Genomic DNA, 24,185 nt, shown 5'->3' with positions numbered 1-24,185 from the left:
GATAGTTAACTGTTAGCTTGGGTGTTCTGAGTATCTCGGGCGTCGTCTTCGGTCCCGGGCTTCGCGGGCACGTCGTGGGTCCACCGCGACTCGATCTCCCGGTTCGCGAGCACGACGCGGTCGCCGTCGTCGGCGTCGATGCGGGTCTTCCGGAGTTCGATCGCGGCGACCGTTCCGGTCACGCCCTTCGCTTCGACGCGGTACCCCGGGTTGAAGTCGGGATCGCGAAGGAGGTAAACGCCCGCTACCGTGTCCTCGATCATCTCCGAGAGCGCGTAGGAGACGCCCAGTGCGATGAAGCCGACGGCGGTACCGAGACTCGCCGCGATATCGCCCATCCCGATCACCTTCAGGAACGTCAGCGCGACGCCGAACCACAGGAAAATGGACACGAGGGTGACGAGGAGGTCGCCCACGAGTTCGCGGTCGCCGACGTACAACCTATTGATGGAGCCCCGGACCACCGAGAGGACGACTCGCACCGTCACGTACGCCAGCGTGAGAAAGACCAGCCCCGAGAGCAGCCGCGGTATCGCGACCGCCAGACTCTCGAGGAAGTTCGTGAGCGAGCGTGTCAACAGCGACGGGAGCGTCGTCATGGCGCGCACGACGGCGGGCGGCGGTGAAAAGGTGGCGGGGGCGGTGGGGCTCGCCGGTCCGTGATCGATCGTCGTCGACGACCCAGCAAGCGCAACGCCTGTAAGCCCCCGGGAAGAGAGGAGTGGTATGACCGTCTGTGAAGCGCCGGGGAAGGTGTACCTCTTCGGCGAACACGCCGTCGTCTACGGCGAGCCGGCCGTGCCGGCGGCCATCGAGCGCCGCGCCACGGTGACCGCCGAGCCGCGATCTGACGATCACGTCCGCGTCGAGGCCGAAGACCTCTCGCTCGACGGGTTCACCGTCGAGTACTCCGGCGGAACCGGCAACCGTCCCGACGTGGACGTGCCGACGCCGCTCGTCGAGGCCGCGATGGGCTACGTCGACGCCGCGGTTCGGGAGGCCCGAGCGGCCGCCGACGCGCCGGACGCCGGTTTCGACATCACCGTCGAAAGCGAGATTCCGCTCGGCGCCGGACTCGGATCGTCCGCCGCCGTCGTCGTCGCGGGGATCGACGCGGCGACGCGCGCGCTCGGCGTCCAGTTGGACCGCAGGGAGTTGGCGGACCGCGCCTACCGCGCCGAGTTCGAGGTACAGGACGGACAGGCGTCCCGAGCGGACACGTTCTGTTCGACCATGGGCGGGGCGGTACGGGTCGAGGGGGACGACTGCGAACCGATCGAGGCGCCGAACCTCCCGTTCGTCGTCGGCTTCGACGGCGGCGCCGGCGACACCGGGGAGCTGGTGGCCGGCGTCGGCGAACTGCGCGAGGAGTACGGGTTCGCCGCCGACACCGTGGAATCGATCGGCGACATCGTCCGGACCGGTGAGGAACTGCTGTCCGACTCGGCTCCCGGGGCGGACCCGCAACGCGAACTCCTCGCGGAGCTCGGCGAACTGATGGATTTCAACCACGGGTTGCTCTCCGCGCTCGGCGTCTCGGCGCGCTCGTTGGACTCGATGGTGTGGGCCGCCCGCGACGCCGGAGCGCACGGGGCGAAGCTCACCGGCGCGGGCGGCGGCGGGTGTATCGTCGCGCTCGACGCGAGCGACGCGACCGAGACGGCGCTCTCGTTCACGCAGGGCTGTGATGAGGCGTTTCGCGCTGAGTTAGCGACCGAGGGCGTCCGGGTGGTCGAGTCGTGACGGGCGACGCGGCGGGCACCGGTGGCGGGCCCGCGAATCCGCCGGTCGTGCTCAAACTCGGCGGGAGCCTGATCACGGAGAAGGACCGGCCGGAGACGCTCGACGCAGCCGCGCTCGACGCAGCCTGCGACGCGATCGCGGCCGCCGTGTCGGACGGCGCCGTCGACCGGCTCGTGATCGTCCACGGCGGCGGCAGCTTCGGGCACCACCACGCCAGCGAGCACGGCGTCTCGACGACGGCTGGGACCAGCGACGCGAGGGCCGTGATGGACATCCACGGCGCGATGACGACGTTGAACGAGCGCGTCCTCTCGCGACTGCACGATCGGGACGTGTCCGCGGTGCCGGTACACCCGCTCTCGCTGTCGGCGCGCCCGGACGGCCCCGGCGGCGCCCTCGACCTGCCGCTCTCCTCGACGGCGACGCTGCTCGACGAGGGATTCGTTCCCGTCCTCCACGGCGACGGCGTGGCGACCGCCGGCGAGGGAGTCACCGTCGTCTCCGGCGACGAGTTGGTCGTCGAACTGGCGACCGGGCTCGACGCTCGGCGGGTGGGCGTCTGCTCGACGGTTCCGGGGGTCCTCGACGCGCCGGAGGGCGGCGAGGTGATCCCGGCCATCGATTCGTTCGAGGCGGTCGCCGACGCGCTCGGCGGGAGCGACGCCACCGACGTCTCCGGCGGGATGGCGGCGAAGGTCAGGGAGCTACTGGCGCTTGAGGCGCCGGCGTACGTGTTCGGCGCCGCGGGATTAGAGCCGTTCTTGCGCGGCGGCGACCCCGGAACGCGGATCGAGTGATCGAGGGACAGAACCCTTATTCGACGCACCGCCTTCCCTTCGGACATGAACGAAGCGGACGTGCGAGAGCGGCTCGCGGGCGTAGACGACCCGGATCTCGGCGACGACATCGTCTCGCTCGGGCTGGTGAACGACGTCGAGGTCGACGACGCGGGTGAGATCCGGATCTCGTTGGCCCTCGGCGCGCCCTTTTCGCCGCACGAGTCGGCGATCGCCGACGACGTCCGCGAGGCGTTCGCGGACACCGACTTCGAGGTGGCGCTGTCGGCGTCGATCCCCGACGAGTTGGACGCCGCCGAGCAGGTGCTCCCCGGCGTACAAAACGTCATCGCGGTCGCCTCCGGCAAGGGCGGGGTCGGCAAATCGACGATGGCGGTCAACATCGCGGCGGGGCTCTCGGCGCTCGGCGCCCGCGTCGGCCTCTTCGACGCCGACGTGTACGGGCCGAACGTCCCGCGGATGGTCGCGGCGGAGGAGCGGCCCCGGACCGACGGCGACACGATCGTCCCGCCCGAGCGCTTCGGCGTGAAGCTGATCAGCATGGACTTTCTCACCGGGGAAGACGACCCGGTGATCTGGCGCGGACCGATGGTCCACAAGATCATCACCCAGCTCGTCGAGGACGTGCAGTGGGGCGAGCTCGACTACCTCGTGATGGACCTCCCGCCGGGGACCGGCGACACCCAACTGACGATCCTCCAGACGCTGCCGCTGACGGGCGCCGTGATCGTCACCACCCCGCAGGAAGTCGCGCTCGACGACGCGGTGAAGGGGCTCCGGATGTTCGGCAAACACGACACGAACGTGCTCGGGATCGCCGAGAACATGGCCGGCTTCCGGTGTCCCGACTGCGGCGGGTTCCACGAGATATTCGGCTCCGGCGGCGGGAAGGCGCTCGCGCGGGAACACGACCTTCCCTTCCTCGGCGGCGTCCCGCTTGACCCCGCGGTTCGGACCGGCGGTGACGACGGCGAGCCGGTCGTCCTCGACGAGGGCGAGACGGCGGACGCGTTCAAGGTGATCGTGGAGAACGTCGCGAACAACGCCGGCGTGGTGCGCCGTCGCGGGGTGAGCGAGGGCCGATGAGCGGGCAACATGAAGCCGACGACGAGAGCGGCGAGCATGTCGATCCCCTCGACGCGGCCGGCGTCGATCCGGTCGTCCCGGAGTCGGCCGCGGACGCGGCTGGCGAGGCGTTCGCCGAGGACGACGAGGTCCGCGCGTTCCTCCGCGAGATCGCGGGCGACGTGCGCGGCGACAGCTCCGAGAGCAAGCAGCTCTCGGCGATCCTCTACCGCGTGTCAGACCTGTACGACCCCGACGAGCAGACCTCGCCGGAGGAGATCTATCTGAACGTCCGGCACATCATGCAGATCAAAGCGCAGGGCGGGATCGAGCGGTAATACGGGGTTGGTAGTGGAGCGGTCGACTGAGTGCATTTAGTCGTCGCATTTATACGGATTTCACGGGTATCGTAGTGAATCCCTCCAAATCCCCAGCCGCTCATTTATAAGCGTCTGCTGGAAGATCGGTAGCGAACTCTTCAAAGCCCCAGCTGCGACGGCTCGCGGCTGCCCTTTGAGTCCCGCCACGCACCGCAACCGCACCTCACGCCTCCCCAGCCTCGTCGGCGCGGCGCTTATAAGCGCCACGCCGACTCCCTCGCGCGTGCTCTTCGCGCCCGATGGGCGCTCAGAGGCACGCGCCACCGCACCGCCAGATTCGTTTATAAACTCTTGAGTCATATTTCGCCTCGACCGCCTGTTCACACCCGCTCGTCGAGCACCGTCTCGTCGCCGTGGCGGACTTCGGTGCGGTCCGGAACGGGTGCCTCCGCGAACGCGACGGCGATCTCGTAGGGATGCGTTTGGCCGATGTCTGAGCACGGGCCGCCGTCCCAGTCGGGATCGTCCTCGGTGGTCAGCCGGAACAGCAGGCGGTCGGCGGAGAGTTCCGCTTCGATCAGGTCGACGCGGTAGCAGTCCCGCGAGCCGTCGAGCAGCCGCCCCCTGACGGTGAGGCGCGGCGGCTCGGCGTCGACCGCGCGGAGCAAGGCGGCGGCGTCGTTGGGGCTCGGCTCGTCGGACTCGAACTCGCCGGTGTGTTCGCGTCGGAGGGTTACGTCCGCGCCGTCGACGGTCTCGGGGATCTCGCTCCACGGCGGCGTGGGACACCCGGCGATCGAGGCGGTCGAAACGGCGGCCGCGGTCGAGAGGAGGGCTCTGCGGCGCATGGTAGAGAGCCGCCCGGCGGCCGGAGTAAACTTTGTGGCGGCGGGACCCCCGCTGATCGATCGTTTCATACTGGTAGCACGTCTCATGGTAACACACATGAGTGACGACGACCGGATTCCCGTCACCGTCCTCAGCGGGTACCTCGGCGCCGGGAAGACGACGATGGTGAACCACCTGCTCGCGAATCCCGGCGACAGACGGATCGCCGTCATTCTGAACGACATGGGCGAGGTGAACGTCGACGCCGAACTCGTCGCCCGCGAGAACGACGAGGAGGGGGTGATCGACCTCTCGAACGGCTGCATCTGCTGCCGGCTTCAGGACGACCTGCTGACCGAGGCGGCGGCGCTCGCGGAGTCGCGAGAGTTCGATTACCTCCTCGTCGAATCCTCCGGGATCTCCGAGCCGATTCCGATCGCGCGGGCGTTCACCGAGGGGACCGAGGACTCCGACATCGACCCGACCGAGCGCTTCCGACTCGACACGATGGTGACGGTCCTCGACACCTACGGCTTCTGGAAGGAGTTCGACGCGGGCGAGAGCCTCCCCGGCGGCGAGGGGGCGGCGACCGACCGACCCCTAGCGGACGTGCTCGTCGAGGGGATCGAGTTCTGTGACGTGCTCGTGTTGAACAAGACGGACATGGTCCCCGACGACGTGCTCGACGAGATCGAGTCGGTCGCGGAGCGGCTCGGCCCGCGGGCGACGCGGATCCGGACCAGCTACTCCGAGGTCGGCCCCGACGCGGTCCTCGACACCGGGCTGTTCGACTTCGAGACCGCGACGCGCTCGCCCGGCTGGAAGCGCGAGATCGCGGCGAGCGAGGCGGGAGGGACGGAGGGCGACGGCGACGTCCACACCGACGGCCACGACGGCACCGACAGCCACGGCCACGACCACGCGGAGGGCGCCGCGGCGGCTCACGGGGTCGATTCGTTCGTCTACCGGTCGACCGAGCCGTTCGCCCCGGGGCCGTTCGCCGACTGGCTCGGCGATTGGGACGGTGCGATCGTGCGGGCGAAGGGCGTCGCGAACGTCGCGGGCACCGACGACGTCATCGGCGTGAGCCAAGCCGGACCGTCGGTCCAGGCGGGACCCATCGGCGAGTGGGGGCCCGACGACGACCGACGGACGCGGCTCGTGTTCATCGGCAGCGACATGGACGAGTCGCGGATCCGCCGGGAGCTCGACGATCTGGCGGCGATCGACGGGCGCGAGGGCACCGCCGCCGATGTCGACGACGCCGATGTCGTCGACGCCGCCGACGCGTTTCCGCTCTGAACGAGGCCCGCGAGGCCTTCGCTTCGGTCTCGGTCAGATTCCTAACTCGGTCTGCAGGTCGTCCCAGTCCTCGTGGAACCCGTGGGTGGACTCGGTCTCGGCGCCGATCGCCGACTGGTACACGTCGTCGTACTTCAACAGCTCACCCCAGCCGTCGTGGAACGCCCAGTTGCAGTACTGACACATACGTCTACCCACACCCGGCAGCGACATACCGGTTTCGCCGCTCGCACCGATCTCGCCGACAGAGTGAACCGCACCGGCGTTCTATCGAGTTGTAACCCGCGGGAACCGCGGGAGCATATCACATGGGAACGTACAGACGAGGCGGACACGTCCAGGGCGGCGACGACGGGGTCGAGCGATTCTGCGAACACTGCGACTGGCACCGCGTGGCCGACGGCTACCCGGATCTCATCGCGGCGTATCAGTCGCACCTCCGGGACGAACACCCGAAGGCGTGGCTCCGGACGTGACAGAGACGCGGCGAAAGAATTCGGAACGATAAGGGGAGACGAAGCGAGGCGAGGCCTCGAAAGGCTACGGCTCTAGGAGGACCTTCGTGACGCCCTCTTCGCGGGCGTCGAACGCCTCGTACATCTCCGGTGCTTCGTCGAGGTTGACCCGGTGGGAGACGACCCAGCTCGGGTCCGCGCGGCCCTCGATGATCATGTCGCGGAGGTACCGGTTGTACGCCTTCACGTTACACTGCCCCGTGCCGCACTTGAGCCCCTTCTCGAAGAACTTCCCGAAGTCGATACCGAGCCGCCCCTGCGCGGCCATGTCGTCGGGCGCGCCCGGGTCCTCGGGGACGTACAGGCCGGGAATACCGAGCTGTCCGGTCGGTCGAACGACGCGGATGAGGTTGTTGATGACGACGGCCGGGTTCTCCTTGGCCGGGTCGTACGCGTAGTCTTCCGTCTCCGTGTCGACGTCTTCGGGGTCGGTCGCCTGGTAGCCGACGGCGTCGACGCCCTTGTCGACCATCCCGCCGTGGACGTCGAGAATTTGGTCGACCGGGTCGCCCTCCGAGAAGTCGATCGCGTGGGCGTCGCAGTGCTCTTCGGCCAGTTCGAGTCGGCTCGGTACCTGGTCGACGACGTAGATCTCGGCCGCCCCCTTGATCTTCGCGCTGTAGGCTGCCATCAGACCGACCGGCCCGGCCCCGAAGACCGCGACCGACTCGCCGGGCTGCAGGTCCGCCAGTTCAGTTCCGTGCCATCCCGTCGGGAAGATGTCCGCGAGCAGCGAGAACGCGTCCTCGTGTTCGTCTCCCTCCGGCAGTTTCAGCGCGTTGTGGTCGGCGTACGGGACGCGCAGTTTCTCGGCCTGTCCGCCCGGATACGGCCCCATGGCGACGTAGCCGTACGCTCCGCCGGCGAATCCGGGATTCACGTTGGTACAGAAGCCGGTGTACCCCTCCTCGCAGTTCTGACAGAAGCCGCACGAGACGTTAAAGGGCATCACGACGCGATCGCCTTCCTCCAGCGTGGACACCGCCTCGCCGACCTCCGAGACGATCCCCATGTTCTCGTGGCCGAACACGATCCCCTCCTCGGCCGCGGTTCGTCCCTCGTACATGTGGAGGTCCGATCCGCAGATGCACGACGTCGTGATGTCGACGACGACGTCGTTCGGGTGATTGATCTCCGGGTCATCGACCTCTTCGACGGCGACCTCATACGGTCCTTGGTATACTACGGCTTTCATGATGTGATCCGAGTTAACAGAGAACGTGACACGTTCTAAATGTTTTTACATTATGCAATACCATTAACAAATTGAGGGAAGGTTCAACTAACCTTCGGCGCCGGATCGGACCGTACCGGGCGCGACGACGTCGTTCGGTCGTCACTATCGCAGCGCCACCGCAGCGCCACCGCAGCGCCACCGCAGCGCCACCGCAGCGCCACCACAGCGCCGCCCGGAGACGGGGATCGTTGGGCGTTCCGAAATGACTATCCCCGGTCCGGGCAAAGCGCCGCACATGGACTGGCCACACGACCCCGACGGCGAGCAGGGGAGCGAGGGCATGCGACAGTACGGTCACGCCGTGCTCGCGAAGAAGATCAACGAAGAAGAGGACTTCCCGCTGTCCGCTGCCGACTACGTCGACCAGTACGGCGACCACCCGATCCGAATCGACTTCGAGACGGTCGTCTCCGTCACGGACATCTTCGAGGGTGTAGAAAAAGAGGAGTTCGCGGACTTCGTCGAGTTCCACCAGGAGCTCGGGCGCGCGATGCGCGAGAACGGCTACTGGTTCTACGAGGGCGCCGACAAGTTCGTCGACGGCACCGCCTGAGTCGGGTTGGTCGTCAGTCGTCCGGCGTCAGTCGTGCAGCCAGATCGACGAGAGCCGGCGAACGCACGAACCACACGGACGGCGTCATTTGTTTATAAACAGCCGTCGCCGACGCCGCATTCACTGATACATAGTCGGTGACGGCGGACGGCGGGGGCTCGCTTCGATCGCGATCGAGCCGGGTGACCCGGCACCGCGGTGGCCGAACTATTCGTCGTCGATCAGGCCGCCGAACACCGCGCTCGCGGTGTCGGGGACGTCGAAGTCGTGGTAGTGCTCGCCCTTCTCGTTCGAGAGGATGTTGAGGGCCGCGGCGGCGCCGTCGCCCGCGGCGATGACGGCCTGCCACTCCTCGGCACGGACCATCCCACCGGTCGCGTACGCGCCCTCGACGCTCGTCTCCATCGAGACGCCGACGTCGACGGTGTCGTCCTCGCCGAAGTCGCAGCCGAGCGACTCGGCGAGGTCGCGGTTCGCGCCGGTCGCCAGCACGACGTAGTCGGCCTCGTACTCGCCGTCGGCCGTCGTCAGCGCGAAGCCGTCGCCGCTCGCTTCGACCGCGGTGACCTTCTCGTCCTGCCGGCGGTCGACGCCGAAGTCGTCGACCTGCTGGCGGGCCGTCGCCATGAACTCGCTGCCGCCGACGGAGCCCACGCCGAGGTAGTTGAACAGGTGCGCCTTGTGCATCCACGTGCCGTCGGTGTCGAAGAGGACGGTGTCGAGTCCGTTCTTGCCCGCGAACAGTCCCGCGCTGAGTCCCGCCGGTCCACCGCCGACGATTGCTACGTCAACCATATTCGACATAACGGCCTCACACTGATAAGAACTGGCGAAAGCGGTCATCGACACGAGCAGAACAGGCCACGGCTCGAGCTACCCCGAGAAATCGGACAGCGAGCCGCGGTCGCCGGCGTCGTCGTCGCGGTCGTCGGGCTTGTCGCGGTCGTCGGGTTCATCGGATCCGTCACCGCGCCCGTCGGGGCCGTGTTCGCCCCACGGGTCGTCGGGGTCCACGGGTTCGACGGCGCGGTCGAGTTCGTCCGGGTCGTAGTCGCGGTCCTCGTCGAGCAGCATCGCGAGCCGCTGCCACCGGGCGCTCTGCTCGTCTTCGCCCTCCGGACCGACGCGGGCGCCGTGGGTCTTGAAAAAGCGCGTGCCGCGACCGAGCCGCGACCCCTCGCCCGTGTGGCCGTCGAAGATCGCGTCGAACGTCCCGCCGGGTTCGAGATCGCCGACGGGGAAGTCGTGCGCGGGGTCCTCGCCGCGCTCGCGGGCCGCGGCGCGCCGGTCGGCGACGGCCGAGAAGTACGCGTCGGCGTTGGACGCCTCGCGGGTGGAGGTGGCGCGGGCGGCCGCCAACGCGGCGTGGATCGCACAGAGCCGACCCTTCCACTCGGCGGGCTCCCAGCGCTCGGTGGCGAGTTCCTCGTAGCGTTCGATCGTGAGGGCCACGTCGCTGCCCGCGCGCAGGTCCTCGACGACGTAGAGGTTCAGGCGGTCCCAGAGGTTCCACGCGTAGCCGGAGCGGGCCAGCTCCCACGCCGCCCACGCGGCCACCTCCTCGTCGGAGCGGCGCACCGCTTTCTGGAGGAGGCTGGAGACGGTGTAGCGGCTGTACCCGCCGTCCGTCTCGTTCGACTCCTTCGGCTCGCCGAAGTCGTTCTCGCCGGTCGCGTCCGGCGTCGTGTCGGTCTCCAAGCTCCCGTCCGACCCGAACGTCGCCTGTCTGTCGTCGCCGTCGGCCATACGCCCGCTCCCGGCGCGAGCGACTTAAAAACCGCGCGCCGGGCGGGCTCCTGACGATCGGTGAATAGGGTCCGGGCTATCGATCTGCCCCGCGGTACGGCGGATCACACCGGGGTTGAAAGGGAACTCTTAAGTTAGATCCGGCGGCTAGAATACGGTAACCGCCCTTAGCTCAGCCTGGTAGAGCAGTCGACTGTAGATCGACTTGTCCCCCGTTCAATTCGGGGAGGGCGGACTGAACCTCAACACTCGTGAGCGACAGCGAGCGGGTGCTGACCGTGAGGGACAACTGACCCGAATTGAGCAGACGAGTCACAGCCCGGACCGGCGAGCGAAGCGAGCCGCACGCCCGGACTGTCTCGGCGAGGGAAGATATCCAACCCCTGCTATCTAGATTTATATGAGAGTACCAAAATTCGGCTATCGATTGCTTCAAAAAATAGTCGTATTCCACTGTTGCCAACGTTAAATTTCGAAAGTGGTTCAATTTCTACAGTTCCCAAAGAATAATCCGAGAACGTGGCAGAGGCTTAGGTATGACAGAGGACTCCCCTGACAGTCAACTCTTTCCTGAAATTGGAGACGAAGCACACCTATATCTGAATCACAATCAGACTCGGAAAACTGAACAAGCGAACCATGCTCTCAAGCTGCTACAAATTAACCTCCTTATAGCCAGTATCTTTGTCGCGGCTCCCGTTCTTTTCCAACTTCGGGGACTCAATCAGTTCGAGATATTCATAGTAAACCTCTATACGTTCGGTGGTGCGGTCTTTTGGTTACTTTCCGCAGGAGCTTCAACGAGTGCATTTATGCATTCTCGGGCGTCGTTGAATCCGGAATTAACCGTTTTTGAGAATTATCTCAGAGAGGAGTTCGATAATGAGCAGTTCCGCGAATACCTTGGAGCTATCAGTACCGAATCGAAGCGCACGAGTGGACAGTGTTTTTGGCTGTTGAGTATTTCAGCGGCTTCCGCAGTAGTGACTATCTGTTTTTTCGGATTGAGCGTTGTTGATTCTGTGACTGCAGACTCAATTGCATATCTACAGGGTCTATGGCCTCTGCTTGCTATCGGTCTGTTAACGTTTCTACCCTCTACAGTACTGAGAATAATTAGCCACTTCCATCCCAATTCTGTCTATCTGAGCTTCGGCTCTGAAGACTTGGATCGATATCTCGGTGAAAATGATCAGTCAGAGAAGGTCGGACAGAATTCCGATTAGATACTGTTGATGTAATCTGGCCTTGAGCCAACCTGCTGTCTGGGTACTCTATACAACAACTTGTCAACGGCCTCCAGATCCACCACCGCCGGTACAGCACCTTGGCAGTCGTCATCAACTCAGGTATATGACCCAGCCCCCGTCCACCGGCCCGGAGCGTACCATGACGATTGAGGGTGTCGATCAACTCTCATCGACCGCGTAAGCGACGAAATACCGGCAATTTCCTCCCCAATTTCTTACATACTACTTTAATATTTATTACTATAATTGATTAAGAATGTCCGTAGGACAAGAACTCCTCGACGTGCCGTTTCCCGAGATGGTGGCCAGCATGGGGCAGGGCATCGCTGACGCCCAGAACCAGTTAGACATGAACTCGGTCGAGGTCGCGAAGACGCTCGCGGAGACAGAGATCGAGGTCGTCCCGGCGATCACGCGGACGATCGACTCGAACGGCGACGTCACCTACTCCTCGGCGGACGCGATCGACGTCTCCCTGCTACAGGCGGGGCTGTTCCCGACGTTCTACCAGTTCTCCGAGGCCGTCATCGAAGTCGAGATGGACATCAAAACGACCACCGAACGCGAGACCGACATCGACGTCAGCGCCAAGGCGCACGCCGGGTTCGGGCTGTGGGGCGGGAGCATCCAGACCGACGTGAGCCACAACCGGAAGTTCGGCAAGGAGGTCCACGGGACGAGCAAGCTGAAGACCACGATGGTCCCGGTGCCGGAGCCGCCGTACCTCTTCCCCGAGGTCGAGACCGTCGACAATCGCACGACCGAGGAGTGACCGATCCCGATCGCTCCACACCGGCGATCCGCGCTCGACACCCGGACCGCACCCGGACCGCAGACGCATCCGAACCCGAACCGCGGATCGCACCCGAACCGCAGATCGCATCCGACCAACGGAGCGACCACATCGATTCATATGCCACTACGAGCCCATCACCTACCGCCGCGCAGCACCGCCCCCGACCGCTCCGCCCGAGCGGTCGCCGACGTCCCGTTCGACGACCTCGTCTACCTGCTGGCCGCGGGCGTCGCGGACGCCCAGACGGCCCTCGACGCCCACACCGTCGAGACGCTCGACACCCTCGCGGAGACCGCAGTCGACGTGGTCCCGTCGGTCACCCGCACCGTCGAGCCCGACGGCTCGGTGCGGACGGAGACCGCCCCCGCCGAGTCCCGCTCCCTCCTCGAACTCGGACTCACGCCCGCCCGGTATCAGTTCAGCGACGCGACGGTCGAGGTCGAAGTCGACGTCAGCGTCACGGAGCGGACCGGACGCGACGGCGAGAGCACTCGCGATGACGAGTCCGGAGACGCCCGCGACGCCGGGCGGGTGGATCGAGCGGTCGGGCTGCGGGCCGGCACGCAGGCCGTGATCGACCGGCGCCGGTTCGATCGCACGATCGGCGCGAACGCCCGGCTCGCGGCGCGGCTCGAACCGACGCCGCTGCCGACGCGACTCGAATCGGGAGACGGGGGCCCAGATGCCAACTGACCAGTGGCTCGACCGACCGCTCAAGGAGTTCATCCGCACCGTCGCGTTCTCCGTCGCGGAGGGGCAGGAGGAACTGGACCGCCGGGCCATGCGCTCCCAGCGGGCGATCGAACGCGAGATCGAGGACGGCACCCTCGGGTACGACCTCGACGCGTCGTGGCTCCGGTTCTCCGAGGTCGAAGCGGACCTCGAACTGACGCTCTCGATCGAGGGGCAAGCGGTCAAGGACCCGGAGACGAAGGAGGTCCGCGGGTACAAGCCGGTGGTGAGCGCCCTGCCGCTGAACCACCGCGCCAAACACGAGTACGACGTGGACGCCGAGATCGCCAGCGAGGTGCGACTCCGCATCGCTCCCGTCCCGCCCGAGCCCCGCCAGCCATGAGCGACCGGTACGTGACTCGCGACGACACGGTCCGCCTCACCGAGACGTTCCAGCTGGAAGAGCTCCCCCAACTCGACGTCGAGAAGTTCGAGACCGTCGAGCGGGCGGCCGTCGAGCGGGTGATCACCGAACAGCAGGAGTCGCTCGTGCGGCTCCAGACCGACGTGCTCGACGTTCGAACCGAGCGGAACGCGTTGGAGCGCCAGCTCTCGACGCTCGAAGCGGAGCGCGGGCAACTGCAGGAGCGCGTCAGAGAGCTCGAAGCACAGCGTCCGGCGCTGGAGCCGAAAACCGTGTTCGCGAACCTCGGTGCCGCGCTCCAGGAGGTCGACGAGGACCTGCAGGGCGAGCGCTACCGAGTCGACGACGTCGATTTCACGCTCAAGACGAACGTGATCCAGACGGACGAGGGGGTGCGGATGCACCTGCCGTCGCTGGACGAGTCGTCGGCGTCGGCGAACCTCAGCGAGGTCTCGTTCCGGCTCCGAGCGCCGCGGAGCGACGCGGAGGGCGACCGGCCGACCTACGTCGACGTGCCGGATCTCCGTGGCGTCCCACACGCCGTCGCGACGCGACGACTCGCCTCGGCCGAGCTGACGGTCGGAACGGTCGAGCGGGTCGCCGACCCGAGTTCCACGCCCGGGACGGTCATCGAGCAGTTCCCCGAGCCCTACACGGTCGCCGAGCCCGAGGCGCCGGTGGACCTCGTGCTCGTCTCTGAGCCCGACCCAGAGCCCGAATCCGACCCAGAGCCCGAATCCGACCCAGAGCCCGAATCCGACCCGGACCCGTCGTCCGAGGACGCGGGCGCGGACGACGCGGCCGACACGCGAACAGGCGCGGGCTCCGGAGACGACGTCCGAGAGCCCGACGACGACGAGCGAGCCAAGATGGAGGCGTTTCGGCGAGCGGTCGTCGAGATCGAACCCGAGCACGGCGACGCGGTCGTCGACCGTCTCCGCCGAGCCGGCGTGACCGACCTCGAATCGCTGATCCGGCAGGACCCGAAAGCGCTCGCGGAAGCGCTGTCGATTCCGGTCGACCGGATCGTCGAGCTACAGGAACGGCTCGGTGGGGACAGAGACCCGATAGCGCTCGAAGAGGTGTCGGGAATCGGGCCGACGTACGCGAAGCGGCTCCGCGAGGCGGGCGTCGAGAACGTCTCGCAGTTGGCGGCCGTCGAGCCCGAACGCGTCGCCGAGATCGCGCAGACGTCGACGAGCCGCGCCGGTGACTGGATCGAGCAAGCGACGCAAATGGTTCGGGGCGGATGACCCTCGCGGAACGCTTCGGCGCGTCGATCGAGATCACCGGACCGGACCCCGAAACGGAGGGGTTCTTCCTAGTGACGCGGCGAGACGAGACCGACCACGACGCGTTCGTCACCGGCCTGTTGGGACTCGTGGGCACCTCGGGACGGTTGGTCTTGCACCACCGATCGGGATTCGCCGTCGTCCGACTCCCGTTCGGGCGCGCCCAGCGGTTGAAGCGGCTCGCGTGGGTCGAAACCGTCGGCGGGGTCCGGTTCGACCCGGAGCAGTTCGCGGCGGTCACCGGCGCCCCGGCGCCGTGATCGGCGCTCCCTCGATGATCGCTCGCAGAAGACGGTCGAAAAACGGCCGTGTCCGCCGCCTCACGCGCTGTTCAGCACGTACGTCGCGACGTAGTCCAACAGGTACGGGAGGAGGAGTCCGGTCACGATGCTCGTCACCTGCTGGAGTCTGACCGGGTACTCGTGCATCTGCTTGACGACGTTCATGTTCATGAACTGGTTCATATAGCGAGTGGCGCTGTCGGGCGTCTCGGGCTCGACGTCTGGGAACGTCCGCCCGTTCCCCTCTAACTCCGAGACTCGGGTTGCGATCTTGCCGAGGCGAGCCTCTTTCTGGTGGGCCATGAACCGGTGCAACGAGAGCACCGGGTAGAAGAACAGCACCGCCCCGACCAGGGTTCCGGCGACGAGGTACAGTGTGTCGATCGCTACCAGTGCGGCGTTATCGACGCTCGCATTCACCTGAATTCCGGTGGTGATCGTGATCAGAGTGTACAACGCGAGCCCGATCACGTACCGGTGCCCGCTCGCCTCGATCAGGGCGCCGACGGGGCGGAGGCCGCCGTACCCGGACACGTCACCGAAATCGAGGAGCCGATCCGACCGGATTCGCGCCGGGAGCGCCAAGTGGACGTTCGCGACGACCGCGACGAACTCGGCGAGGAGCGGGTAGTACACGAACGGGATGATCACGAAAAACGAGAGTCCGCCCTCGACCGGCCCCAGCGAGGACAGGACGAACTCGACGTTGCCGAGTCCGAACAGGTACGTCGCGTGCAACAGCAGCCCGCAGGCGAGCAGCGCCCGTCTGAGCCGCGGCGGGGCGGGGCGGCGCTGCCACTCGTCGACCGAACGCCACGTCGCGGCGAGCACGGCGCCGTCGAGCCATCGGAGGAAGCGGTCGACGCCTTCGAGCACCGCCGGGTCGACGTCGGCGACCGGCTCGTGGTCGGTGATCGCTTCGGCGACCGATCCGTACTTGGTCGCGAGCCCGGTCACGGTCGAGGCGATCAACAGGAGCCCGGCGAGTTCGAGCGACTGCGAGGCGATCCAGACCGGAGACGCCGACGCGGTGCCCGAGACGACCGACCCGCTCGTTTCGATCCCCCACACTATCGCGACGAACAGGTGCGGCGCGAGCGACGGCACGCCCGACTTCGTGGCGACCCAGCCGATCCCGGTCGCCTCGGTGAACCGTCCGATCCACAGCGCTGATTCCCCCCGAGACGGCGCGGACGACATGGGTCCGCATACGTCGTTCGTGACAAAAAATTTGTGTGTGATCGGCACAAATCTCCCCGTGAATTCTCACCGACAGTATATTTACGTCTCGCACGCTACCGTCTCGACATGACTCTCGTCGTGGTGCCGGTTCGGTACCCGCCGTCATCGCACTCCGAGGCGACGCTGCGGGAGGCCGTTCGCATTGCGGAAGAGCGCGACGCGGACCTCACCATCCTCCACGTAGACCTGTACCAGAACTCGGGCGGCGTCTCCCGGAGCAGCCTCAAACGCGAGGTCGAACGGCGACTCGGTCGGCTCGACCGCGCCCGCTACGTCGTCCGTCGCGGCTTCCTCGTCGAGGAGACCATCCTCGAGGAGATTATCGCTGAGGGGGCCGACGTCGTCGTCATCGGCTCGAAGCAGGCCGGACGTTGGCGCCGCATGGTCCAGAAGCTCCTCTCGGACCCCGACATCGACACGTACCTCCGCAGCGAACTCGACTGCACCGTGATCACCGTCGACGCCGACGGCGGCATCACGAGCAACGAGGCCGAGGAGAGCGGTGTGGGCGGGGCGGACGAACCCCCACTTCCCGGGGACAACGCGGACGACTGATCGGGAATTGGAGCCACCTCGGACTCACCTCGGACTCATCTCGGACCATCTCAGAGCCACCTCTGACCCGCGCCAAACCTTTTAGGCCGCCCCGTCGGCGACCTCGTACCGACGCTCGTATTCGATCACCGTCGCCACGCGGTCGGCGATCTCGGCGCCGAACTCCCGGTCGACGAGGTGTAACGCCAGATCGATCCCCGAGGTCACCCCGCCGGCGGTGAGGAGGTCGCCGTCGTCGACGACCCGCGCGTCGACGACCTCGGCGCCGGACTCGCGAAGCTCGTCGATCGCGGACGCGTGCGTGACCGCCGGGCGGCCGTCGGTGACGCCGGCTTCCGCGAGCAGCATCGCCCCGGTGCAGACGGCGGCGATCCGCGTGCCGGCGGCGTGGTGCTGGCCGAGGGCTCGCGGCACGTCCCCCTTCCGCGCCTCCGCCCACGCGCTCGCGGCGACGTCGCGGGCGCTCCACCCGCCCCCAGGGACGACGAGCAGGTCCGGGGCCGCGTCGGCTCCCGGCTCGGGAAGCGTCCCGTCGACGCCGACGCGAGTCCCGTGGCTCGCGGTCACCGTCTCGCGCTCGTCGAGGGTGACGTACCGGACGCGGCCGAGAGGGCTCCCGGCCGCCGAGTCGTCCGCGTCGGTGGTGGCATCCGCGTCAGGGGTGTCGTCCGCGGCGTAGCCGAGCGCGTAGTCGAACACCTCGTACGGGCCGATTCCATCCAACTCGTCGAAGCCGTCGTACAGCAGAATGTCGACACGCATACCGCCTCGGAGGAGGCCGGCGGGCTTGTGCGTTCCCCTCGGCGAGAGCCGGCTCCGACGGGAGCGGTGGTCTCGGTGATCGACCGTCGGTCACGACTCGGCGAACGCGTTCGCGACGGTCTCGAGGTCGCCGGCGACGCGTTCGCGGTCGATGTTCTCGCCGCGGTAGGCGCGTTCGACGACGCCGTCGGGATTGGCGAGGATCGTGACGACGATGTGGGTGAAGTCGTAGCCCTCCAGTCGCTCGCTGTCTGTCGTGCGCTCGAACCCGATCCCGAGCCGGTCCTGTACGACGGCCTTCGCCTCGTCGGGCGACTCGGGACGGAGGTAGTGCCAGTTGCCCGCGTCGAGGTCGACACCGATCTCGGCGGCGTTGTCCCGCAGCGCGGCCTCGTCGTCCCGTTCCGGGTCGAAGGTGATCGGGAGGAACGCGACGTCGTCGGTCAGGCCCGCCTCCGCGATGCGGTGTTGGACCTCGACGTACCGCCGGAGGAGGATCCCGCACTCGGCCGGACAGAAGGTGAATATCCCGGTCACGAGCGCGGTCCGATCGAGCGACGCGGTGTCGATCGTCGTTCCCGCGATCGGGTCCGGAAGGGAGAACTCGGGGAGTCGCTGTCCGTACGCGGGGTACGCGAGGTCCTCGCTGTCCGCGATCTGATCCTCCTGTGGACCGAGCACGGTGCCGTCGGGACCGTCGTCGCGCAGCCGCGACACGCAGCCCGCGACGCCCCCCGTCGCCACCGTCCCGATCCCGCCGAGCACCGTCCGACGTCTCATGTCCGAACCGACGGACCGTCGCCGCATAACGCGTCTGGTGCGATCGACGAACGCGGACCGAACGGGGGTGAGGAGACAGGTGGCGACGAACGCCGACCCGGCGGTCAAAACGGCGCGTAGTACGGGATCGGCGGGTGCGGGAGCGGGACACCGAGCGTCGCGAGTCCGTGCTGCAGCGGGATGTACCCGAGCGCGACGAACGCGACGCCGAGCACCCGGTGCATCCGCAGGCGCGTCTCGACGCTGATCGACTGGAACACCGTCCCGAAGAGGAACATGGCGGGGATCGTCCCGACCCCGAGCGCGCCGAGCGCGACGGCCCCGCCCAGCGCGTTCCCCTGGACGAACGCGTAGAGGAACGCCGGGTACAACAGCGGGCAGGGCAAGAGCCCGTGTGCGGCCCCGAGCCCGACGATCCGCCAGTCGCCCACCCACGCGTCGACGCGAGGGACGATCCGGCGCGTGACGAATCCGGAGGCGCGCTCCAGCCCGGGGACCGGAATCGACTGCAGCTCTAGGCGGAGCGCGTAGCGGAGACCGATGGCGATGATGACGCCGCCGACGAGGAGTCCGGTGAGCGCGTGGACGTCGTCGGCGATCGTCGTGACCGTCCGCCCGGTGACGAACACGAGGCTCCCGGCGAGCCCGAACAGCCCCCCGAGCGCGGCGTAGCTCGTCGCCCGACCGGCGTTGAACAGGGCGTGCTGTCGCACCTGGTGGACCGTGAGGTGATCGTCGCGGCGGCCGGCCGAGGAGCCGGTCCCGCTCGCACCGCCCCCAGCACCCCCGCCGCCCGTCCGCATCCGGTCCGCGTAGGTCGTCACGAGGGGGCCACACATCCCGAGACAGTGCGCCCCGCCGAGCAGTCCGATGAGGAGGAACACCGCGAGACCGACCGGCTCGCTCGAATAGATCGTCCCGGACGGCTCGCACGTGGTCGTCAGCGGAGCCTGCGTCGGGAGGAGCGCGCGCATGCGTCACCGTCGGTTCCGGGCCGTTCTAACGGATCTGGTGCGATCGACGAACGCGGCCGGCCCCGGCCGACGCTCACTCGAAGATGCTGTCGACGGTCCGCACGAACCGGTCGACGAGCCGGTCCGGCAGCGACGGCGACACCGCGTCGAGGAGGTCGGCCGTCCGGTCGGGGCGGGCCAGTCGCAGCGTCATCGGCCGGTCCTCGGACTTCTCGATGACGTCGGCGTCGGCGAGGTTGGAGACGTGCCAGGCGATCGTGCTCCGCGCGAGGTCCAGATCGTCCGCCAGCGTCGTCGGTTTCGTCGGCCCGTCGGCGTGGAGTCGGACGATGATCTCGCGGGCGGTCTCTCGGCGGAGGAACGCGAGCGCCCGTCGCTCCCACGGATCGAAAGCGGGATCGAAGTAGTGCGCGCGGCCGGCGACGCGCTCGACCGCGAGTTCGCCGTCCCGCACGAGCCGCCGGAGGTGATACTGCGCCTGTCCGGTGGCGATATCGAGGTCGCGACCGACCCGGTTGAAGTGGACGCCGGGCGTGTCGCGGACGTGTCGCCGCACCCGGGCTCTGGTCGTCGCCATTGGTTGGTACTCGCCCGTACCGGATATCCACTTAAAAAGCGCGCGGGCGTTCCCTCCGAGCGAGAGCGACCGGGACGAGTATTCTTATCGCTCCCCGCACAACGACACGTACCGTGACTGTGTCGTTCCCGCCGCTCGCCCCGCCGTCCCCGACGCCCCCTCCGCTGCCGTCGTCCGTACCGCTGGCGATCGAGGGGTTAGGTCCCGTCGGCTCGTTCCTGTTGCTCGGCGTCATCGCCGTCGCCGGGATCGGTACGGGCGTCCTCTTCTTGGTGAGCGTCGTCGCGTCCCGCCGCCGCGGGGGCGGCCAGTTCCGCCTCATCAGCGTCGCCGTCGGGGTGTTGCTGGCGCGGTCGATCGTCGGCGCGGGGACCGTCCTCGGATACGTCCCGATGCCGGTCCACCACTTCCTCGAACACAGCCTCGATTTCCTGATCGCGGCGATCGTGCTCTACGCCGTGTACGCGCACGCGCCGGGATCGCTCCCGAAATCGACGTGAAGGGGTGAAGAGGTGAGGCGGTGAAGAAGTGAGGCGGTGAAGAGGTGAGGCGGTGAAGAGGTGAGGCGGTGAGGAACGCTACTCGCCTACTCCTCGCGCCGGAATCGAACCCGCTCGATCGCCGCGTCGATCCGGCTCCGAAACGCCAGTGACGCGACGGCGACCGCGCCGCCGCCGAGCGTCCAGCCGACGAGCGACCCGACCGCACGGCCGACGTCGACGACCCCGCCGTCGGGGGCGAAGGCGACGCCGATCACGGTCTCGAAGACGAGCCCGCGGAACGCCCCGTTCGGCGTGAGCGCGAGTTGCGCGGGGATCCCGGCCGGCGACGCCCCCGACGCGAGCGATCGCAGGAGTGCGAGGTCGCCGCCGAGGACGCCGGCGACCAGCGCGAGGAGGGCGAGCGCGAGCGCGCTCCGCCGGGTGGACGCCACCGCGGAGAGCGCCGCCGAAAGCGAGAGGAACGCGGCGCCGAGCAGGGCGACGAGCGCCACGAACCGGAGGTACAGCAGCGGCGAGTCGACGCCGGCGTGCGTCGCGTAAATCCCCGTGTCGGGCGCCGCGGTGAGCCACACGTACCCGCCGACCAGCGCGAAGGGGACGGCGACGATCGCGAGCAGCGCGACCAGCCGCGCGAGCAACACGCCGAGGACGTAGCTGGTGACACTGACCGGATACGTCCGAATTACGGCGAGCTCGCCGCTGGCGGCGTCCGAGTGGAGCGCGCGGTACCCCAGCGCGACCGCGAGCAGCGGCACCAGCACCTCCGTCGGGAGGAGGAGGTCGACGACGGCCGGCACGAACCCGGTCCCGCCGCCCCCGCCGACGGCGACGAGGCCGCCGAGCACCGCGAGCAGCCCGAGCGCGAGGACGGCGTACCCGGGGGTGCGAAACGCCGTCGCGAGCTCCCGGCGGAACACGCTGCCGGTCGCGCGGAGGGCACCGCCGAGCGAGGTCCCGGTGCGGCCGCGGCCGCTCATTCCCGAGACACCCCCGTGACGTGGACCGCGTCCCGCTCGTCGCCCGGCTCGGCATCCGATCTGTCGCTGTCGCCGTTGCGGTCGCCGTCCGACTCGCCGTCGGTCCCGTCTCCGCCGTCACCGGTCACGGCGCGGTACAGTTCGCTCGCGCCCGCGACGCCGTGCTCGTCACAGAGGGCGTCGAGGTCGCCCGCGGCGACGACCCGCCCGCGGGCGAGCACGACGACGGCGTCGGCGTGGTCGTCGACGAGGTCGAGGTTGTGCGAACTCACGACGACCGCGGTGCCGGCGCCGGCGCGCTCGGCGGCGGTGCGGAACGCCCGCTCGCGCATCCCCGGATCGAGCCCGCTGGCCGGCTCGTCGAGGACGACGAGCGGAGGGTCCCCGAGCGTCGCCTGCGCGATGCCGAGCAGCCGGACCATCCCGCCCGAGAGCGCCTCGACGCGCCTGTCGGCGGCGTCGGCGAGCCCGACGTCCGCGAGCGCGGCGTCGGGGTTCGCGCCGATCAGGCGGGCGTAGAAAGCGAGCGTCTCGCGGGCGGTGAACCCCTCGCGGAACGGCACCCGCTGGGGCAGGTAGCCGACCGGCTTGACGGCGTCGTCCGCGTCGCCTGCGTCGCTCGCGTCGCCCGCGTTGTCCGCGTTGTCCGCGGCGTCGAAGCCGTCGCCGTCGACCGCGGGACGTCGGACCGCCCCCGCGGTCGGGTCGGCGGTGCCGGCGAGGACGCCGAGCAGCGTCGACTTCCCCGAGCCGTTCGGCCCGATGACGGCCGTGAGCCCGGGTTCGACCGCGAGCGACGCCGAATCGAGCACGGGCACGCCGCCGTACGTTCGGGTGACGGCGTCAAGCTCCGCGACGGGAGCATCGGGGTCTCGGCTCACGGCGACTGCCCTCCCGTCGCCGCTCGTCCCCGCGGCGCGGTGATCTGGTCGGTCACGTTCGTCGCGGCGGTTCGATCGGTCGCGTTCGCCGTGGTGGTCGCGTTCATGGTGCGATCGAGCGTCTGTAGCCAGTCGACTCGGACCGGGGGGCCGTCGGGGTCGCCGGCAGCGACGACCCGGTCGGGCGCGTACGGGTCGGCGGCCGGCGACGGGTCGATGATGCTCCCGGACCGGGCGCCCGGGACCGTCCCGCGGAGCCGGTCGAGGAGGACGGCCGCGGGCGATTCCCGCACGGCGACCGCGGCGGGCTCGCGGTGGAGCGCGGCGTCGACCGGCGAGGTCGGCCGGTAGGCCCGCTCTCCGGAAGCGTGGAGGCCGACGTCCGCGCCCTCCCAGTAGTTGCCGCGATCGCCGTCGGCCCAGACGCGGAGCGCGCCCGCTCCGGCCCCCGCGTGGTCCTCGTTGCCGACGAAGTCGTTGGCGACGACGCGGCTGGAGGGGATAACCGTCGTCGCGCGCGCGCCTTCCTCGTTGCCGACGACGACGTTGTGTTCGTACAGCGACCCCCGCGAGCTGGTCGAGAACCCGAGCCCGTTGCCGGCGAGCGTGTTGTACCCGACGTACGTGCGCGTTCCCGACGCCTGGATCCCCGCGCCGGAGTTTCGGACGTCGTTGCCGACGATCGCGTTGTTCGCGGGGCGGGTCATCACCGTGATTCCGCCGTAGGTCTCGTCGCGGAACGCGTTGTCCGCGATCAGCGCGTCGCCCGTGTACATGAGGTGCGTCCCGTAGCGGTTCCCCGAAAAGCTGGAGTTCCGGACGACGGAGCCGTCAGCGCGGTGGAGGTACACCCCGTCGCGTCCGTCCGCGAACCGGCTGTCGGTCACGGTCGCTCGCGACTCGATCCCGGTGACGCCCATGAACCCGTCCTGCCAGCGGTCGGCGCCGTCGACGCGGACGTCGCGGATCACCGCGTCGGAGCCGTCGCGCAGGAGGACGCCGCTCGCGTTCGTCTCGATCGCCACGTCGTCGACGAAGAGCCCGGGCGCACCGAGCGCGCGGACCCCGGCGTCGCCGTGACCGTACCCGAGTTGGATGTTGGTGTCCCACGTCCGGTCGGCCCCGTCGTCGCCGTCGCTCCCGTCGCTGGTGTCGTTCGCGGCCTCGCGCGCCGCGTCCGGGTCGCGCGTCTCGTTCCCGGTCCCGTCGATCGCGAGCCCCGTGAGGGCCACGTCGGGCGCTCGGACCGTGATCACGGAGCCGTCGCCGTCGCCCCGGACGCGGGCGTCGTCACCGGCGATCGTGACCGGCTTCGTCACCTCAACCGTCTCCTCGTAGGTCCCGGGCGGTACGACCACCGTCGTGTTCGGCGGGGCCGCGTCGACGGCCGCCGCGATCGTCGGCGCGTCCTCGCCGACCACGACCGACACCGGCCGGTCGGCGACGCGCTCCGCGGCCGCGACCCGGTCGTCTGCCGCGCGCCACCGCTCCGGGGCCATCGATCGCGCCGTCGCCGCGGAGTCGACGTCGAACGAGCGCTCCCGGAGCGTCGCCCAGTCGACGACCCGTCCACCGTGGTCGGCGGCGAACGCCGCCGCGGCGTCGCGACGCTCGAAGGGGACGACCGTCTCGCCCGCCGGGCTCCGCGCGTCGCTGTCGACCACGTAGACGGCCTCGTCGGCCGGCGTCCACGCGGGCACTCGGCCGGGCGCCGTCCGGAACAGCCCCGAGTCGGTCGTGTCCGGCTCGGTCCCGTCGAACGTCTCGACGTAGGCGACGAGCGGGTAGCCGAACTGCGCCTCGGTCCGGTCGTCGCGCAGCCGGTCGACGAACGACTCGACCCCGTTGTAGCCGACGACGTACTGGAGCTGCGAGTAGAACACCTGCGCTCGCGGCACCGTCGCCGACTCGGCCATCAGCTCGTCGGTCTCCGCGGAGAGCCCGAGTTCGACGGTGTCGTCGTAGCGCACGGGGTCGGGGGTCGCTTCCGCGGGATCGGCGAGGAACGCGCCCGCCGTCGCGAGCGCCGCGACGGCGACGACTGCGGCGAGACCGACGAGCGCGAGCCGCGACCGGTCGCCGTACGGGTCGAAAACTGCCACGACGGCGGTAC

29 protein-coding genes and 1 tRNA gene are annotated in these 24,185 nt (G+C 68.5%); 16 read left to right on the top strand and 14 right to left on the bottom strand.

All coding sequences use genetic code 11. The features are described from left to right. Positions 1-5: 5 nt before the first annotated feature. Positions 6-599, bottom strand: coding sequence for a mechanosensitive ion channel domain-containing protein (locus tag C461_RS07155; protein ID WP_007999928.1), 594 nt, complete (start codon positions 597-599; stop codon positions 6-8). Positions 600-726: 127 nt separating this feature from the next. Here C461_RS07155 and mvk point away from each other — a divergent pair, with 127 nt between their 5' ends. The 4 genes from mvk to C461_RS07135 are packed head-to-tail and all read left to right on the top strand — an operon-like array spanning position 727 to position 3,943. Then, on the top strand, positions 727-1,743 hold the full coding sequence (mvk, locus tag C461_RS07150) for a mevalonate kinase (RefSeq protein WP_007999926.1): 1,017 nt from the start codon (positions 727-729) through the stop codon (positions 1,741-1,743). Beyond that, the gene (locus C461_RS07145; RefSeq protein WP_007999924.1) at positions 1,740-2,540 is read left to right on the top strand and encodes an isopentenyl phosphate kinase; all 801 of its coding nucleotides are present in this window, start codon (positions 1,740-1,742) and stop codon (positions 2,538-2,540) included. Before mvk ends, C461_RS07145 begins: the two co-directional genes overlap by 4 nt. Positions 2,541-2,585: 45 nt before the next feature. Further along, the gene (locus C461_RS07140) at positions 2,586-3,626 is read left to right on the top strand and encodes an Mrp/NBP35 family ATP-binding protein (protein ID WP_007999923.1); all 1,041 of its coding nucleotides are present in this window, start codon (positions 2,586-2,588) and stop codon (positions 3,624-3,626) included. Continuing rightward, on the top strand, positions 3,623-3,943 hold the full coding sequence (locus tag C461_RS07135) for a hypothetical protein (protein ID WP_007999921.1): 321 nt from the start codon (positions 3,623-3,625) through the stop codon (positions 3,941-3,943). The genes C461_RS07140 and C461_RS07135 overlap by 4 nt, the downstream gene beginning before the upstream one ends. 362 nt (positions 3,944-4,305) lie before the next feature. Here C461_RS07135 and C461_RS07130 read toward each other — a convergent pair whose 3' ends face one another. Further along, the gene (locus C461_RS07130; protein ID WP_007999920.1) at positions 4,306-4,773 is read right to left on the bottom strand and encodes a hypothetical protein; all 468 of its coding nucleotides are present in this window, start codon (positions 4,771-4,773) and stop codon (positions 4,306-4,308) included. A gap of 97 nt (positions 4,774-4,870) precedes the next feature. On the opposite strand from C461_RS07130, the gene C461_RS07125 reads away from it, so the two are divergent. Further along, a complete protein-coding gene (locus tag C461_RS07125) occupies positions 4,871-6,055 on the top strand; it encodes a CobW family GTP-binding protein (protein WP_007999918.1) in 1,185 nt (394 codons plus the stop codon). A 33-nt stretch (positions 6,056-6,088) separates the two neighbouring features. On the opposite strand, the gene C461_RS15820 is transcribed toward C461_RS07125, so the two are convergent. Beyond that, positions 6,089-6,241 carry a hypothetical protein gene (locus tag C461_RS15820; RefSeq protein ID WP_007999915.1) on the bottom strand — a complete coding sequence of 51 codons (153 nt, stop codon included), beginning with the start codon at positions 6,239-6,241 and terminating at the stop codon, positions 6,089-6,091. Positions 6,242-6,363: 122 nt separating this feature from the next. On the opposite strand from C461_RS15820, the gene C461_RS15815 reads away from it, so the two are divergent. Next, the gene (locus C461_RS15815; protein ID WP_007999913.1) at positions 6,364-6,531 is read left to right on the top strand and encodes a hypothetical protein; all 168 of its coding nucleotides are present in this window, start codon (positions 6,364-6,366) and stop codon (positions 6,529-6,531) included. Between the two features lie 64 nt (positions 6,532-6,595). On the opposite strand, the gene C461_RS07120 is transcribed toward C461_RS15815, so the two are convergent. Next, positions 6,596-7,765 carry a glutathione-independent formaldehyde dehydrogenase gene (locus C461_RS07120; RefSeq protein ID WP_007999910.1) on the bottom strand — a complete coding sequence of 390 codons (1,170 nt, stop codon included), beginning with the start codon at positions 7,763-7,765 and terminating at the stop codon, positions 6,596-6,598. A gap of 277 nt (positions 7,766-8,042) precedes the next feature. Here C461_RS07120 and C461_RS07115 point away from each other — a divergent pair, with 277 nt between their 5' ends. After that, positions 8,043-8,360, top strand: coding sequence for a DUF5785 family protein (locus tag C461_RS07115; RefSeq protein ID WP_007999909.1), 318 nt, complete (start codon positions 8,043-8,045; stop codon positions 8,358-8,360). Positions 8,361-8,567: 207 nt separating this feature from the next. Here C461_RS07115 and C461_RS07110 read toward each other — a convergent pair whose 3' ends face one another. Then, on the bottom strand, positions 8,568-9,155 hold the full coding sequence (locus C461_RS07110) for an NAD(P)/FAD-dependent oxidoreductase (protein ID WP_007999908.1): 588 nt from the start codon (positions 9,153-9,155) through the stop codon (positions 8,568-8,570). A gap of 78 nt (positions 9,156-9,233) precedes the next feature. Next, a complete protein-coding gene (locus C461_RS07105; protein WP_007999907.1) occupies positions 9,234-10,106 on the bottom strand; it encodes a hypothetical protein in 873 nt (290 codons plus the stop codon). A gap of 161 nt (positions 10,107-10,267) precedes the next feature. Between C461_RS07105 and C461_RS07100 the strand changes: the two genes are divergently transcribed. The 7 genes from C461_RS07100 to C461_RS07075 all read left to right on the top strand — a co-directional run bounded on the left by C461_RS07100 (position 10,268) and on the right by C461_RS07075 (position 14,800). Next, positions 10,268-10,341, top strand: a tRNA-Tyr gene (locus tag C461_RS07100). A 301-nt stretch (positions 10,342-10,642) separates the two neighbouring features. After that, positions 10,643-11,332: a hypothetical protein gene (locus C461_RS15480; RefSeq protein ID WP_152418362.1), complete on the top strand. Its 690-nt coding sequence runs from the start codon at positions 10,643-10,645 to the stop codon at positions 11,330-11,332. 280 nt (positions 11,333-11,612) lie between these two features. Continuing rightward, complete coding sequence (locus C461_RS07095) at positions 11,613-12,128, top strand: hypothetical protein (RefSeq protein WP_007999906.1); 516 nt, start codon at positions 11,613-11,615, stop codon at positions 12,126-12,128. Between the two features lie 141 nt (positions 12,129-12,269). Next, positions 12,270-12,845: a hypothetical protein gene (locus C461_RS07090; RefSeq protein WP_007999905.1), complete on the top strand. Its 576-nt coding sequence runs from the start codon at positions 12,270-12,272 to the stop codon at positions 12,843-12,845. Further along, positions 12,835-13,227, top strand: a complete 393-nt coding sequence (locus C461_RS07085; protein ID WP_007999904.1) for a hypothetical protein — start codon at positions 12,835-12,837, stop codon at positions 13,225-13,227. The genes C461_RS07090 and C461_RS07085 overlap by 11 nt, the downstream gene beginning before the upstream one ends. Next, entirely contained in the window at positions 13,224-14,501 is a 1,278-nt protein-coding gene (locus tag C461_RS07080) for a helix-hairpin-helix domain-containing protein (protein ID WP_007999903.1), read from the top strand. Before C461_RS07085 ends, C461_RS07080 begins: the two co-directional genes overlap by 4 nt. Then, on the top strand, positions 14,498-14,800 hold the full coding sequence (locus C461_RS07075) for a hypothetical protein (RefSeq protein WP_007999902.1): 303 nt from the start codon (positions 14,498-14,500) through the stop codon (positions 14,798-14,800). Before C461_RS07080 ends, C461_RS07075 begins: the two co-directional genes overlap by 4 nt. A gap of 60 nt (positions 14,801-14,860) precedes the next feature. Here C461_RS07075 and C461_RS07070 read toward each other — a convergent pair whose 3' ends face one another. Beyond that, on the bottom strand, positions 14,861-16,021 hold the full coding sequence (locus tag C461_RS07070; RefSeq protein WP_007999901.1) for a hypothetical protein: 1,161 nt from the start codon (positions 16,019-16,021) through the stop codon (positions 14,861-14,863). A gap of 108 nt (positions 16,022-16,129) precedes the next feature. Here C461_RS07070 and C461_RS07065 point away from each other — a divergent pair, with 108 nt between their 5' ends. Beyond that, entirely contained in the window at positions 16,130-16,618 is a 489-nt protein-coding gene (locus C461_RS07065; protein ID WP_007999900.1) for a universal stress protein, read from the top strand. Between the two features lie 81 nt (positions 16,619-16,699). Here C461_RS07065 and C461_RS07060 read toward each other — a convergent pair whose 3' ends face one another. The 4 genes from C461_RS07060 to C461_RS07045 all read right to left on the bottom strand — a co-directional run bounded on the left by C461_RS07060 (position 16,700) and on the right by C461_RS07045 (position 19,711). Next, positions 16,700-17,380, bottom strand: a complete 681-nt coding sequence (locus tag C461_RS07060; RefSeq protein WP_007999899.1) for a DJ-1/PfpI family protein — start codon at positions 17,378-17,380, stop codon at positions 16,700-16,702. A 90-nt stretch (positions 17,381-17,470) separates the two neighbouring features. After that, entirely contained in the window at positions 17,471-18,160 is a 690-nt protein-coding gene (locus tag C461_RS07055) for an SCO family protein (RefSeq protein ID WP_049906421.1), read from the bottom strand. A 104-nt stretch (positions 18,161-18,264) separates the two neighbouring features. Further along, positions 18,265-19,134: a sulfite exporter TauE/SafE family protein gene (locus tag C461_RS07050; RefSeq protein WP_007999896.1), complete on the bottom strand. Its 870-nt coding sequence runs from the start codon at positions 19,132-19,134 to the stop codon at positions 18,265-18,267. Positions 19,135-19,207: 73 nt separating this feature from the next. After that, on the bottom strand, positions 19,208-19,711 hold the full coding sequence (locus tag C461_RS07045; protein ID WP_007999895.1) for a winged helix-turn-helix transcriptional regulator: 504 nt from the start codon (positions 19,709-19,711) through the stop codon (positions 19,208-19,210). A 164-nt stretch (positions 19,712-19,875) separates the two neighbouring features. Here C461_RS07045 and C461_RS07040 point away from each other — a divergent pair, with 164 nt between their 5' ends. Beyond that, positions 19,876-20,211, top strand: a complete 336-nt coding sequence (locus C461_RS07040; RefSeq protein WP_049906456.1) for a DUF7471 family protein — start codon at positions 19,876-19,878, stop codon at positions 20,209-20,211. 86 nt (positions 20,212-20,297) lie between these two features. Here the strand turns inward: C461_RS07040 and C461_RS07035 are convergent, their stop codons facing one another. The 3 genes from C461_RS07035 to C461_RS07025 are packed head-to-tail and all read right to left on the bottom strand — an operon-like array spanning position 20,298 to position 24,174. After that, positions 20,298-21,191, bottom strand: a complete 894-nt coding sequence (locus tag C461_RS07035) for an ABC transporter permease subunit (protein WP_007999891.1) — start codon at positions 21,189-21,191, stop codon at positions 20,298-20,300. Then, a complete protein-coding gene (locus tag C461_RS07030) occupies positions 21,188-22,072 on the bottom strand; it encodes an ABC transporter ATP-binding protein (RefSeq protein ID WP_007999889.1) in 885 nt (294 codons plus the stop codon). Before C461_RS07030 ends, C461_RS07035 begins: the two co-directional genes overlap by 4 nt. After that, positions 22,069-24,174, bottom strand: coding sequence for a right-handed parallel beta-helix repeat-containing protein (locus C461_RS07025; protein WP_007999886.1), 2,106 nt, complete (start codon positions 24,172-24,174; stop codon positions 22,069-22,071). Before C461_RS07025 ends, C461_RS07030 begins: the two co-directional genes overlap by 4 nt. Positions 24,175-24,185: the final 11 nt, after the last annotated feature.

The sequence above is a fragment of the Halorubrum aidingense JCM 13560 genome, assembly GCF_000336995.1.
Classification (GTDB): domain Archaea; phylum Halobacteriota; class Halobacteria; order Halobacteriales; family Haloferacaceae; genus Halorubrum; species Halorubrum aidingense.
This window is presented reverse-complemented; position numbering and strand designations above follow the sequence as displayed.